This is a genomic window from Gemmatimonas sp., from assembly GCF_031426495.1.
In the GTDB taxonomy this organism is placed as follows: Bacteria; Gemmatimonadota; Gemmatimonadetes; order Gemmatimonadales; family Gemmatimonadaceae; genus Gemmatimonas.
The window spans coordinates 25,330-38,667 of sequence record NZ_JANPLK010000009.1 but is presented as its reverse complement, the minus strand read 5'-3'; the positions used below and the strand labels follow the sequence as shown (position 1 = coordinate 38,667).

General features: G+C 66.8%; 12 protein-coding genes. 2 read left to right on the top strand and 10 right to left on the bottom strand.

Going from position 1 to position 13,338, the window contains the following annotated elements; translation table 11 throughout:
• Positions 1-4: 4 nt before the first annotated feature.
• The 5 genes from RMP10_RS02915 to prfA are packed head-to-tail and all read right to left on the bottom strand — an operon-like array spanning position 5 to position 4,742.
• The gene (locus RMP10_RS02915; RefSeq protein ID WP_310568968.1) at positions 5-1,654 is read right to left on the bottom strand and encodes a S41 family peptidase; all 1,650 of its coding nucleotides are present in this window, start codon (positions 1,652-1,654) and stop codon (positions 5-7) included.
• Positions 1,647-2,357 (bottom strand): dTMP kinase, encoded by a 711-nt coding sequence (tmk, locus tag RMP10_RS02910; protein WP_310568967.1) that lies wholly within the window; start codon positions 2,355-2,357, stop codon positions 1,647-1,649. The genes RMP10_RS02915 and tmk overlap by 8 nt, the downstream gene beginning before the upstream one ends.
• Before the next feature lie 10 nt (positions 2,358-2,367).
• Positions 2,368-2,718 (bottom strand): YlbF family regulator, encoded by a 351-nt coding sequence (locus tag RMP10_RS02905; RefSeq protein WP_309673464.1) that lies wholly within the window; start codon positions 2,716-2,718, stop codon positions 2,368-2,370.
• Between the two features lie 43 nt (positions 2,719-2,761).
• Entirely contained in the window at positions 2,762-3,679 is a 918-nt protein-coding gene (prmC, locus tag RMP10_RS02900) for a peptide chain release factor N(5)-glutamine methyltransferase (RefSeq protein WP_310568966.1), read from the bottom strand.
• Positions 3,672-4,742, bottom strand: a complete 1,071-nt coding sequence (gene prfA, locus RMP10_RS02895) for a peptide chain release factor 1 (RefSeq protein ID WP_309673497.1) — start codon at positions 4,740-4,742, stop codon at positions 3,672-3,674. The genes prmC and prfA overlap by 8 nt, the downstream gene beginning before the upstream one ends.
• Positions 4,743-5,048: 306 nt before the next feature.
• On the opposite strand from prfA, the gene RMP10_RS02890 reads away from it, so the two are divergent.
• Both RMP10_RS02890 and RMP10_RS02885 read left to right on the top strand, forming a co-directional pair.
• Positions 5,049-5,738: a Crp/Fnr family transcriptional regulator gene (locus RMP10_RS02890; protein ID WP_171224966.1), complete on the top strand. Its 690-nt coding sequence runs from the start codon at positions 5,049-5,051 to the stop codon at positions 5,736-5,738.
• A gap of 103 nt (positions 5,739-5,841) precedes the next feature.
• A complete protein-coding gene (locus RMP10_RS02885; protein WP_310568965.1) occupies positions 5,842-6,639 on the top strand; it encodes an MBL fold metallo-hydrolase in 798 nt (265 codons plus the stop codon).
• 176 nt (positions 6,640-6,815) lie between these two features.
• Here the strand turns inward: RMP10_RS02885 and RMP10_RS02880 are convergent, their stop codons facing one another.
• Genes RMP10_RS02880 through RMP10_RS02860 form a run of 5 tightly spaced genes read right to left on the bottom strand, consistent with a single transcriptional unit; the run spans position 6,816 to position 13,324 of the window.
• Positions 6,816-8,393 (bottom strand): hydantoinase B/oxoprolinase family protein, encoded by a 1,578-nt coding sequence (locus RMP10_RS02880; RefSeq protein WP_310568964.1) that lies wholly within the window; start codon positions 8,391-8,393, stop codon positions 6,816-6,818.
• Positions 8,390-9,055, bottom strand: coding sequence for a uracil-DNA glycosylase family protein (locus RMP10_RS02875; protein WP_310568963.1), 666 nt, complete (start codon positions 9,053-9,055; stop codon positions 8,390-8,392). The genes RMP10_RS02880 and RMP10_RS02875 overlap by 4 nt, the downstream gene beginning before the upstream one ends.
• Positions 9,052-11,010 carry a hydantoinase/oxoprolinase family protein gene (locus RMP10_RS02870; protein WP_310568962.1) on the bottom strand — a complete coding sequence of 653 codons (1,959 nt, stop codon included), beginning with the start codon at positions 11,008-11,010 and terminating at the stop codon, positions 9,052-9,054. The genes RMP10_RS02875 and RMP10_RS02870 overlap by 4 nt, the downstream gene beginning before the upstream one ends.
• Entirely contained in the window at positions 11,007-12,314 is a 1,308-nt protein-coding gene (locus RMP10_RS02865) for a DUF4105 domain-containing protein (RefSeq protein WP_310568961.1), read from the bottom strand. The genes RMP10_RS02870 and RMP10_RS02865 overlap by 4 nt, the downstream gene beginning before the upstream one ends.
• Positions 12,315-12,319: 5 nt before the next feature.
• Complete coding sequence (locus tag RMP10_RS02860) at positions 12,320-13,324, bottom strand: Gfo/Idh/MocA family oxidoreductase (protein ID WP_310568960.1); 1,005 nt, start codon at positions 13,322-13,324, stop codon at positions 12,320-12,322.
• Positions 13,325-13,338: the final 14 nt, after the last annotated feature.

The following is a 13,338-nucleotide window of genomic DNA, read 5'->3' as shown; positions in this document are numbered from 1 at the left end:
TTCGCTAGCGAATGGCGGCCGGTACTTCGACCGCGCGCTTCTCGAGCTTCGAGAACACATCACGCGGGCTGCGCGCACCCTGGAGCAGTTGCATCGCACGATGGAGTGCACTGTCGTCCTGCGTGCGCCGCAGGAAATCAGCATCCGCACCGAAGGCCACCCGCGTCATCTCGTAACCGAGTGACCGTGAGATCCACGGAGACGCGCTGTCGAACACGGAGCGCGGCGGCGCCACGCCGCGGCCCACCAGATCGGCATACAGCGCATCGAGCATCGCCGGCGTGACCGGGTCGCCCGGACCGATCAGCTTCCGCTTCTGCGCTTGGGCCTGTTTGGCGACGGCGTCGCGATAGGCTCCCGCGTTCTTGCCCATGGCGCGCGCCAACGACTGTACCTGCATCGGCGCGGTGGTGTCGCTCATGATCACGTCGGGCGTGATGCCACCACCGCCGAACACGGTGCGCCCCGCATCGGTACGAAAACGCGGACGGATCGTATCGGGTAGCGTCACTTCGGCGCTGTCTTCGGGCTCTTCGTCGCGGTCGCGCGGTGCCGGACGATTGATGCTGCGACCGACCGGCGTGTACCAGCGCGCGGTGGTGAGTCGCAGTGCGCCGCCGCTCGAGAGCGGATACACGTTCTGCGCACTGCCCTTTCCGAACGACGTCACGCCCAGCACAATCGCGCGATCGTGATCCTGCAACGCGCCAGCCACGATCTCCGAGGCGCTCGCGCTGGCGCGATCCACCAGCACCGCCAACGGTAACGTCGGCCAACGCTGCGGCTGACTATCCGTGAACACCTGCGGTTGCGAGCCCGGACGCGCGCGAAGCTGCACGATGCTCTGCCCGCGATCGAGGAACAGCTCGGCCACTGCGACACCCTGCTCCAGCAGTCCGCCCGGATTGCCACGCAGATCCATGATCAGCGAACGCGCGCCAAGCTTCACGACGGAATCCACCGCCACGCTCAGCTCCGTGGCCGTCTGCGCGCTGAACACGTTCACATCCACATAGCCCACGCCGTTCTGCAGCAACTGCACGCGCTGCACCGCGCGCAGATGCACCTTGTCGCGCAACAACGTGAAGTTCACGCGCGAGTCACCGCGTTCCACGGTAAACGCGACGCTCGATCCCGGCGCCCCGCGCATCGCCTTCGACGTTTCCTCGCGCGACCATCCCCGCGTCGACTCCTTGCCGACCAGTACGATGCGATCGCCCACCAGCACGCCAGCACGTTCCGAAGGACCACCAACGATCGGCTCGATCACCACCGGCCAGCTATCGCGGATGTCGATCTGCAACCCCACGCCGGCATAGGTACCGCTGATCTGCTCATTCAACCGGCGCAGGCGGTCGTCGGTGAGATACGATGTATACGGGTCCTTGAGCTCGCGCAGCAATCCGGATACCGCCTTCTCGTACAGCGCGCTGCCATCGAGCGAGTCCACGTATTTCTGCGCCACCGCCGCGACGACCTGATCGAATAGGCGTGCACCGCCGAGTGGCGCACGGACCTGTCGAGTACCGGCGGTCAAATCACGACCGGCCCACCAGCCACCAAGCGACAGCAGCGCGACGAACAGCGCAGCCGCCGCGATCGTTCGCGATCGACGCCGGGAACTGCGCGGCGTATCCGGCAGCGTCTCAGCCATGGGTCACCTGTACGGCAGACAACGGACGCTCCACCTGCACCTCGGAAAAACGATGAGGCCACTTCGTGGCCAATGCCGCCAGACAACGCGTTGTTACCACGTCGGCGTCGCCGCCCGCCTCGATGGCGACGACGGGGCCGATCTCGGGATGCTGGGCCTGCCATGCTGGATCGAGCGCGTCGTCGAACGCCGCGCGCACGCGGCGATGAAACGCAGCATCCTCACGCTCCATACGATCGGCACTTCCGCGCGCATGCATGCGCGCCATCGACTCGTCGAGCGGCAGGGACAACAGCAACGTGAGATCAGGGGCGAGTCCAGCCGTCGCGAACGCATTCACATCACGCAGCGCCGCCAGTGACAGCGCGCGACCGCGACCCTGATACGCGTAGGTCGACAACAGGAACCGATCGACCAGCACGACCGCACCGCGGCGCAGTGCCGGTGTGATCACATCGCGCACCAACTGTGCGCGCGAGGCGGCGAACAACAGCGCCTCGGTTTCGGGCGTGAGTGCCGACGACGGTTCGAGCAGCACGGCGCGCAGCGCGTCTCCCGCCGGCGTACCTCCGGGCTCGCGCAGTGGCACCACATCGTGACCGGCCACGGTAAGCGCGTCGGCCAGCCGACGCCACTGCGTCGTCTTGCCGACCCCCTCACCGCCTTCCAATACGATGAAGCACCCGCCTGCGACGCCCGACATGACTGGCCGATCAGCCAAGAATGATCGAGCTGGTGGCACCCGTACGGATGCCATCGGCGATCCACTGATTCACGCGCAGCATCAGCTTGTCAAAGTTGTCCTGCGCCGAGATCGCGGCCTGATAGGCGCTGTTCACCTGCACCTGCTGCAGCAGCGTGTCGAGCTGCTGCTCCATCTCGTTCGTCGGCTCTTCGCCGCGATCGATCATCGCCTGCGCATCCTGGCGGATCTTCTCCATCTGTCGCAGCACCGTGGTCGCTTCGCGATCGGCGTTCAGCGCCTCGCTGCTGCGCTTCACGGCCTTGTACTCGTCGCTTTGACCGATCGTGCGGCCGAGGTCCTTCGCCTTGCTTTCGAGCATGGAGATCGGCCTCCTCGGCCGAGTAGAAGCAATGAAGTGAGAATTATGCCGGAACGTGCTGCGCGAGCACCACGCGTTCGCGACCGGTGAGATCGCGCACGACCTGTACCTGCTGATACCCACGAGTGATTGCCAGGGCCGCGGTCTGTTGCGCGCGCCGGGCATCCACCTCGAACACCACCCAGCCGAACGGCTCCAGCAGGCGGTGAGCGCCCGTCAGGATGGCATCGTAGCGCGCCATGCCGTCATGAGCCGCCACGAGCGCGACCGTGGGCTCCCAATCCCGCACACTGCGCGGTAGGCCGGCCGCTTCGCTGTACGCAATGTAGGGCGGGTTGGACACAATCACACGGGCCTGGACTCCTCCAAGCGGGGCCAGATCAGCCCCCTGCCGGAACTCCACGGGCGCCGCTGCGGGCTGCGCAATGGCCACCTGCGCCGCGTTCGCCGTTGCCACGGCCAGTGCGTCGTCGGAGAGGTCCGTCGCGATCACTCGCTCGAACCGACCTTCCGTGGCCAGACTCAGGGCGATGGCGCCGGACCCAGTGCCGATATCGACCGCCGTCCCGCCCGGGCGCCCTGACGTGATCCGCAACGCCTCACCGACCACGATTTCCGTTTCCGGACGCGGAATGAGCACCCGCCGGTCGACCTGCAGGACCAGCTCCCGAAAGGGGGCGCTGCCCACACAGTAGGCGGCTGGTTCTCCGGTCGCCCGGCGACGCGCGGCCGCTTCGATGTGCGCCGACCGTACGCTGGATACGCGGTAGCCGACCGACAGCAGTCGTCCCACTTCGCCCGGTGCGATATCCAGCACCGCCGACACCAGCCAACGGGACTCGCGGTCGGCATCGAGCGATGCGCCCTCCGCATGGGCTTCTGCGGTGAGCGACGTCGACTCCGAGAGCAGCCGCGCGGCGTCGTGCAGCACATCACGCAGCAGCCGCGCGGTGTCAGCCACTCAGGCTCTCTTCCGCGTTCGCCAGCGCGATCGCGTCGAGGAACGGTCCCAGATCGCCGTCGAGCACCCGATCGATATCGTACAGCGTCACGCCCACGCGATGATCGGTGACCCGACCCTGCGGAAAGTTGTAAGTGCGGATCTTGGCCGACCGGTCGCCGGTGGACACCTGCGATTTGCGCATGCGCGACCGCTCGGCTTCCTGCTCGGACAACCGGAGATCGAGCAACCGCGCGCGCAGCACTTCCATGCCCTTGGCCTTGTTCTGCAGCTGCGACTTCTGGTCCTGCTGCGACACCACCAAGCCGGTCGGAATGTGCGTAATGCGCACGGCGGAGTCGGTGGTATTCACGCTCTGCCCTCCGGGTCCCGACGAGCGGAACACGTCGATGCGAAGATCCTTGTCTTCGATCTTGACGTCGACTTCTTCGGCTTCCGGCAGCACCGCCACCGTAGCCGCCGAGGTGTGAATACGGCCCTGCGATTCGGTGGCCGGCACGCGTTGCACGCGATGCACCCCCGACTCCCAGCGCAGCATGCCGAATGCACCGTCGCCGATCACCTTGAACACCGCTTCCTTCACACCGCCGAGCGTGCCGTCGGAGTACGAGATGCCTTCGATACGCCAGCCTTTCCGTTCGATGAAGCGCGTGTACATGCGCAGCAAGTCGGCGGCAAACAGGGCGGCTTCGTCACCACCAGTGCCGGCCCGTAATTCGAAGATGGCAGGTCGATCATCGAGCGGGTCGCGCGGAATCAGCAGTGGCAGCAGCGCCTTCTCCAGCCCCGTGCACTCCTGCTCGAGCCGCTCGACTTCGGCTCTGGCTTCAGCCGCAAAGTCGGCGTCGTCACCATTGGCCATCTCTCGCGCATCGGCGAGTTCGGCCTCGGCCTTGGTGTAGCGGTTCACTTTTTGAACAACTTCGGCCAGGCGATGATGCTCGCGACCGAGTGCAGCAAGCCGCGGCGCGTCCTTCACCGTTTCCGGGTCGGCCAGCAGCTGCTCCACTTCGGTGGCGCGACGCAACGCGTCGGCCATGCGGTCGCGAAGATGGGTCAGCATTGAGAGGGTGTGCTCGAGTTCGAAAGGCTTCGTGATACCGGTCACGGCGAGGCACGTGACGTGCATCGTACTCTTCTTGCGGGTCGGAAATATCGACCGAAGCGCGGACCTACACGGATGTCCCGGGTATCACCGAAAGATAACCGCGTTCGACACTCCAGAGCAGGTTCGGAGGCCTCGGCTGTCCGCTTGCCTCCTTTCTCCACCTTGGTACCTTCACGGGACACCCGCGAGGGCACCGGCCCCCCGAGGTGACACACGATGGTAACGTTCGGAACTACTCCTCTGCGATTCACACCGCCCACGATGAGCGTTTCGCTCGATCGGATCACCGACTTTCTGGCCACCGTCCCGCTATTCCGCGAACTCGAGCGGTCGGCTGTGCGTGGCTTTGCCGAGCTCACGCGTGAGCAACGCTTTGCCAAGGGGGCGATGATCGTCACCGAAGGCGACCCCGGCGACGCGCTGTTTGTCGTGCGTTCAGGTGAAGTCAAAGTCGTGCTCATCGGCGACGACGGCCGCGAAGTCATTCTCAACGTCCTCAACGTGGGCGACCACTTCGGAGAGCTCTCGCTCATCGACGGCCGTCCGCGTTCCGCCCACGTGGTCGCCACGCAGCCGTCCAGCCTGTTGGTGCTGCGCCGGGCCGATTTCCGCCGTCAGGTAGAAACGAGCCCGCAGGTGGCGTGGGGCTTGATGGTCGAGCTGTCGCGCCGCCTTCGTCAGGCCGATGGTACGATCGGCAGCCTGGTGCTGCTCGACGTGCCGGGTCGTGTGGCCAAGGTCCTGCTGGAGCACGCGACGCCCGGTGAACCGGCCACGCTGGTCAAGCAGCTCACGCACCAGACGATCGCGCAAATGATCGGCGCCAGCCGCGAGACGGTGTCGCGTGCGATGGCCGAGTTCCAGGAGAAGGGACTGATCTCCGTGCAGCGTCGCGTGGTCACGATCGTGGATCGGGCGGCGCTGGAAGCGCGCGCCCGTCCGCGCGGCTGATTTCGCCCCCGATTCGTCACAGATGCCGTCGGGGGTCCCGCCGCGGTTCCGGATACGCTTCTGGGGAACCAGAGGTACTTGTCCCAGTCCGGGACCGCGCACGGTGCGGTACGGTGGCAACACGCCGTGCGTCGAGCTGCGCGCACACGACGACGGCCTGTTGATTCTCGACGCCGGCACCGGCATCCGGGCGCTGGGTGCGCAGCTCATGAGCGACGGCGACGATCGCACGGCACACATTTTCCTGTCGCATCGGCACAGCGACCATGTGCTGGGATTGTCGCATTTCGCGCCGCTGATCACGCAAGCGCGCGAAGTCGGGATCTGCTGCGGCGACGGCGAAACGGCCTCGCTGCAACCGTTCGTCGATGCCCTGCTCTCGCCGCCGATGTTTCCCTACGTCGACGGCATTCGCAGCCGACTCGACGTGTGCGACTGGGACCTCTCCAACGCTCGCCAGGTCGGCACGTCACATGTGCATCGCTTCGCCGCGCGACATCCGGGCGAAGCGGCCGTGTTGCGCTTCGATGACGAGCACGGGCCGGCGGTGGCGTACGCGCCTGACAATGAACTGGGGTATGCCGACGAGTCGGAGGCCGCCGGGGCGTGGCGGGTCAAGCTCACGGCGTTCCTGCGCGACGTCCCGGTGCTCATTCACGACGCCACGTATCTCGACAGCGAATTGCCCAAGCATGTCGGCTGGGGTCACTCCTCGTCGCTCGAGGCCACGCGCCTGGCGATCGAATGCGGCGCCGGCATGCTGGTCTTGTTTCACCATCATCCCGATCGCGATGACGACACGATAGAGCGCATGGTCGAAGAGAGCCGCGCAATGGCGACCGCGACTGGGAGCACGCTGCGGGTACTGGCGGCGTGGGAAGGACTGGCGCTTACGGTGTGATAGCTGGGAACTACGAGAAGCGCTAAGAGTGAACGGCGCTAAGAATCAACGGCGCTAAAAGTCAACCGCGCTAAGAATCAACCGCGAAGGAACAGCAGCGCGCTTCGCGCTTCTCATTCTTAGCGCAGTTTATTCTTGGCGCTGTTGATTCTTAGCGCAGTTCACTCTTAGCGCCCCTAGCTGTTCCCCAACCCCCATCCTCCGCCTCCTGGCGTCTCTAGCGTCAGCACGTCGCCCGCGCTGATGTTCACGCGGCACTTGGCCGGCAGCAGCTCGCCGTTCAGCAAGTTCCGCCCCGGCAGCGCGTCACCACCACCGTTCGCTCCCGGCGGCGCCACACGCCGACGTTCGGTAAGCAGCGTGGCCGTGCACGGCACCATCGCCTGATAACGCCTCACGATACCGTCGCCGCCGCGACTGGCACCGGCACCACCGCTGCCGCGACGCACCGAGTACTCCACCACCCGCAGCGGATACGCGCGCTCCAGCGATTCCACCGGCGTGTTGCGCGTGTTGCTCATGCCCACGTGTACGGCATCGGGTCCGTCGCCGCGCGCACTACCCCCTTGTCCGCCGCCAAGCGTCTCGTAAAAGCTCCAGCCGGGAGCGCCGAGCGTGACGTTGTTCATCGTGCCCTGACCGCAGGCTGGAATCGGCAGGTCATGTACACCAATGCTGGCCGCCGCTGCCGACAGCGCCGCGAAGCAGACATCCGTCATGCGCTGTGACAGTTCCACGTTGCCCGCCGCTACGGCGCTGGGCCGCTTCGCGTTCGCCACACAGTCGTCGGGAATCGTGAGGGCCAGCGCGCGCGCCACGCCGTCGTTCACCGGCACGTCATCGTCGCACAACACGCGAAGCACAAACACCGCGGCCGCGCGCGCCACCGCCGGTGGCGCGTTCACGTTGCCGCGCACCGCGGGTGACGTGCCGGTGAGATCGAGGTGCAGCGTTGCGTCCTTCACGCGCACGTGCACCACCACCGGAATCGGCGCGTCGCTCACGCCGTCGCCTTCCAACGCGTCGGCGGCGCGGCCTTCGGCGCCCTCCAACAGCTCCAGGCGCGCCCGCACGCGACGCTCGGTGTAATCGAGCAGTGCGTTCACGGCGTCGCCCAACGCGTCGGCGCCGAGTCGGGCGTGCAGCGCCTGCCAGCCCGTGCGTCCCGCCGCACACGCCGCGCGCTGCGCGCGCAGATCACCTTCGCGCTCTTCCGGCGTGCGCACATTGGCGAGCACCAGCCTCATCACATCGTCTTGCGCCACACCGGCGCGCTCGATGCGCACCGGCGGCACAATGATGCCTTCCTGAAACAGTTCCGTAGCGCCGAACGGCATGCTGCCCGGACTCATACCACCGACATCCGCATGGTGCGCGCGCACGGCGGCGTACCCGATGATGCGCTGCGCATCGTTGGCGTCAGCGATCACCTCGACCATCGTGAGGTCGGGCAAATGCGAGCCGCCGTGCGACGGATCGTTCAGCAGAAATACGTCGCCCGGGGCCGCACCGCAGGCGCGTACCGCCGCCACCGACTCCGGCATCGCGCCCAGATGCACGGGGATGTGCGCCGCCTGCGCCACCATGCGTCCATCGGCGTCGAACAGCGCACAGCTCGCATCACGACGCTCCCTGATGTTCGGCGAAATGCTGCTGCGCTCCAGCAACCCGCCCATCTCCTCGGCGAGCATGGCCACGCCCTGCGAGAACACCGTGAGTTCGAGCGCGTCGAAACGCGCGCGAATCGACGTCACGACGGATTCGCCTCGGGCGCCGGATACCCGGCCTGCAACACCGCATACTGACACCGGACCATCCACGCTTCCTGCAGGTCAGCCATCTTCGCGCCCTTGCCGCGATCGGGCGCCATCGACAACAGCCCCTGCGCCGACGGATGCGGCAGCGCGCGGCGCGCCAGGTCCGGCATTGGCGTGCGCTTGAACAGGGTATCGACCGTGCGCGTGGCCACGCGACCAAGCGTCACGATGCCTTTCAGTCCGCGCGTGCGCAGCATGGTGATGTCCCGGGTCAGACGACCAAGGTTCGCGACGCCCTCGAGCTCCGAGCGCATGGGCGCGCGAAAGGACGCGCCGTCGTCGGTCGGGCAGCGGTCGAACGCATTGCCGAGCGCGATACCCTGCGCGATCGGCACGATGCTGTTGGCCACGAACAGCGAGCCGTCCCACTCCATGCTGTCGATTTCCGGCGGCAAGGTCATGGCCCCCATTCGCACGAGCACGTCGTACAGCACCTTGCCCGCCGCGTCGCCCAGAAACGGCACGCCGCTCTTGTCGGCACCGCGCGGTCCCGGTGCCTCACCGATGAGCAGCACATGCACTGGGCCGTCCAGCGGCATCAGCATCGGCACCGGCGTGCCGAGAATGCGTCCGATATGCGTCGTCTTCGATATGGTCATCGTTGCTGCTCCAGCATCCACCCTCCGATTTCCAGCGATCGCGCCGTCCAACCCGGCGCGATCCGCATGGTCGCATCCGGCAACCGCACGACTGCCGGACCCTCCAACACCCGCGCCATGGCGCGTCCGTCGTCCACACCGTCCGCCAACACACCATCGCGCTTGGGACGTGCGAAGTGCACGGGCCACGGCGCACTGCTGAGTGTCGTGCGGGCACTGATAAACTCAACTGCCCGATCGAGGACAAAACCCGCGCGCTGATCATGCCGCGCCACGAACCGTTCCGCTACGGCGCCCGGTGTGTCGCCGGGTTGCACCGGGACGTCGAGCTCGTAGCCTTGGCCCTCGTACCGGGCACGCAGCCACCAGCGCACGTTGAGCGGCACCGCGTCGTCGCCGTCAGTGCGCATGGCACGCGCCTCCTGCTCGAGCAGCGTGGCGAATGATGCCGCGCTCATGTCATCAGCGCGTTGCATCACGCTCACCAACGACTCGCGACGTTCGGGCGCCAGCGCGAGACCCACCGCGCTCAACACGCCCGCATGTGGCGGCACGATCACCTGCCGCATGCCCAAGCGCTCCGCCAATCCACAGGCATGCAGCGGACCGCCGCCACCGAACGCGATCAGGGGGACGTCGCGCGGATCGACGCCGCGCTCCACCGACACGCGGCGCAGCGCACGCGCCATCGTGGCGTCGGCCGTGGCGATGATGGCTTCGGCCGCCCGTTCGAGCGACACGCCGAGCGGTGCCGCGATGGTGTCGACCGCGGCCCGCGCGTGCTCCAGACTGATCGTGACGCCGCCGCTCCACTCGCCCGGGGCGATCGTGCCCAGCACCACGTGCGCATCGGTAACCGTGGGGCGCACGCCCCCGCGACCATACGCCGCTGGGCCGGGTGACGCGCCAGCACTCATCGGTCCCGTGCGCAGCGCACCGCCATCGTCGAGCCAGGCGATGCTGCCACCGCCGGCCGCGACCGCCTCCACCAGCACGCGTGGCAACGCGATCGGGACACCGGCCACCGCACCACCACGCTCCACCAGCGGCTCGCCGTCGTCCACCAATCCCACATCGGCGCTGGTGCCCCCGATATCGATCGTCAGAGCCCGCGACACCCCGAGGGCACGCGCAATTGCTGCCGCCCCCGTCACGCCGCCAGCGGGGCCCGAGAGCGCCAGCGCGGCCGCATGCGACGCGGCGTCGTGCGCTGACAGCGTGCCGCCGGCCGAGGTCATCACGCGCGGCGCCGGATAGTCGTGCTGCGCCAGTCGTTCCGAGAGCCCCGCCAGATACCGGCGCACCGCCGGTCGCGCGTACGCTTCGGCCACCGTGGTCGCCATCCGCTCGTACTCGCGGATTTCGGGCAGCGCCTCGTGGGAACACACCACGTCGACCACCAGTCCGGCGACTGCGAGCGCCGCGACCAGCGCGTCACGTAACGCACGCTCATGCGACGGATCGCCATACGCGTGCAACAGCGTGATCGCCACCGTGTCCGGCTGCTGCGCCGTCACCGCGGCGATCACCTCGGCAATCGCCTCGTCGGTAAGCGCCAGCGTGACGCCATCGGGCGTGATGCGCTCGCGCACCGGAATCACCTGCGCCGGCTCCACCAGCGGGCGCGGGTGCTGCTTGGCCAGGTCGTACAGCGCCGCGCGCTCCTGCCGACGCAGTTCGAGCAGGTCGGTAAATCCTTCGGTGGCACACGCGACCACGCGGGCTCCCGCGCGTTCGAGTAGCAGATTGGTGACCACTGTCGTGCCGTGCGCGATGTGCGCAATCTGCGACCCATTCAGCGCCGCCACACGGAGCGCTTCCAACACACCGGCCGCGCGATCCGTCGCGACGCTCAGCACCTTCGACGTGTGCACCGTTCCATCGGCGTGCAACGCAGCGAGGTCGGTGAACGTCCCGCCCACGTCGATGCCGACGGCGATGCGATGCGTGGTCATCGCGTGGCGCTGTCGGAACGCACGCGCGACCGAAGTCGCAGAATGGCCACCGCAAATGCCGCCTGCACCGGCACGATCACGGCGAGTACGACACCGCTCTGCTGATACAACGACGGCACCAACTGGAGGGCCAGTCCCACCAGCGACAGCACGGCGATCACGAGCGACACACCGAGCGCCGCGCGCGTGCGCGCCCCGCGCCACAGCGACGCCGTGACCACCACGGCCGCCACCAGCATGAGCGGATGCAGCTGCAGCACCGTGAGATTGGCACCCATGTACGGGATGTGCTTGGTGACGGTACCGGCCAACAGCAACGCCGTACCAAGTACGCCTCCGACAGCGAACCAAAGCACCGAGAACACGGCCACCACAACGCGTACCGCCACCGACCCGGCGCGAGACAGCAGCACCACGAGCACGGCGAGCCCGACACCGAGCACCAACGCCATCGGTACGCGAGACGGCGCCACCTCGGGCATCGGGGCGCGGTCGGCGGTGTAGCGCACGGAGTCACTGGTCACCAGCTTCATCGACGCGCCATTCGCATCCTTGACCGAAAGCGCCGCCAGATGATTCGCCAGCAGATCGGGCAGGAACGACTCTTCCCACTTGGTGAGCACGTGATCGGCGTTACGACCGAGGGCAACCTGAATGCCGGGATACACCAGCGGATCGCTGGCCGTGATGCGCGCCGTTTCATTGCGCCAGGTGCGGCCGCTGCCGGGCAACGCGAACGGTGCGTCGAGTTGTCCCTGCAGCGCCCAATTCAACACGTCACGCACGCGCGTGGCGCAGTTGTCGGCGTAGTAATCGTAGCGATAGTACTTGTTCGCGTCCTGCGCATTCCAGCGCACGAAATCGGCAATGGCACCGCGCTGCACGGCGCTGAGCTGCAGCTCGAGTTTGCGGACCGTGCGATTCTCGCGCATGTACGCCGCATTGAAATCGGCGGTACGGTAGCCTTCCATCCAATAGTTCGTATCGCCGGTGAGAAAGCGTCCGAGAAAATTGGGCTGATTGAAGTCGAACATGCCCCAGTTGAAGGCGATGCTCTCACCAGTGGTGCTGTCCGTGAGTGCCAGCGCGATGTGTCCGAACTTCTCGAACACGAATTCGCCGGGCCCGTACGTGATGATCGCCACCGACATGCGCGCGCCGCGTTCAGCGCGCACACTGTCGAGGGATGCCGACACGCCGGGAGCCGGTGGCCGCGGCGTCTGCGTTGCTTCGGTCGACTGTGCCGCCAGCGCCGACGATGCCATCAGCATCGCCGCCGCCAACAGGCGCCGAACAGCGGTCACGACCATCAGAAGCGGATCTCTTTCCCGTCGTCGGCGGCCTTGTAGATCGCCTCGACCACCTTCTGCACCAGTACCTGATCGGTGGGTGGCTCGTACGGGGCGTCGCCGTTGATGACCGCCAGGAAGTGCGCAATCTCTGCCCGGTAGCTCTGCAGGAACGGGCTTTCGCGCGCCGCGGCGCCCGACGGCGACACATCGACTGCGCGTCCGTTCAGCTCCTTCGTGACGCGCAACGGCGCCAATCGCGCGGAGCCACGGGTGGCATGCACTTCAAACCACCAGCGATCTTCGTCGCCGACGTACGACCACGATACATCGATGTTCAGCACGAGTCCGTTGTCGCACTCGAGGAACACTTGCATCGCGTCTTCCACCGAGCCCGACGCGCGACCGCGACGCATCGACGACACGACACGGATCGGATTCGGCCCATCGGCCAGCCACATGGCCAGATCAAGCAGCGGGAACCCGTGCTCGAGGAACACGCCGCCGCCCGATTCGGCGCGACGATTGCGCCACCCATCAGCGGTGTGCTTCATCTGCAACGAACCGGCCCGAATGGAGGTGACCTGACCCAGCTCCGCATTGCGGATGAACTGGTCGAGCGCCTGCACGTCGGAGCGGAAGCGATGATTGTGCCCCACCACCAACCGTCGATCGGCCTTGTGCGCGGCGGCAATACACCGCTCGATGCCGCGCGTGGAGAGCGACAACGGACGCTCACACAGCACGTGCAGCTTCTTGCGCAGTGCTGACAGCACGTGCGGCTCGTGCAAGTGATTGGGCGTGGAGATAATCACCGCGTCGAGTTCGTCGCTGTCGAGCAGCTCCTCGAAGTCGGTGAATACGTCGGGCACCTCGAAACGATCCGCCAGCGCACGCGCTTTGGCCGCATCGTTATCGCACAACGCGACCAGTTTGGCGCCGCGCAGCTTGGACAGTACTGGGATGTGCGTCAGCTGGGCAATCGCACCCGTGCCGACGACGGCTATACGTACGCCGTCTTTCATTCACGCCTCCGGAG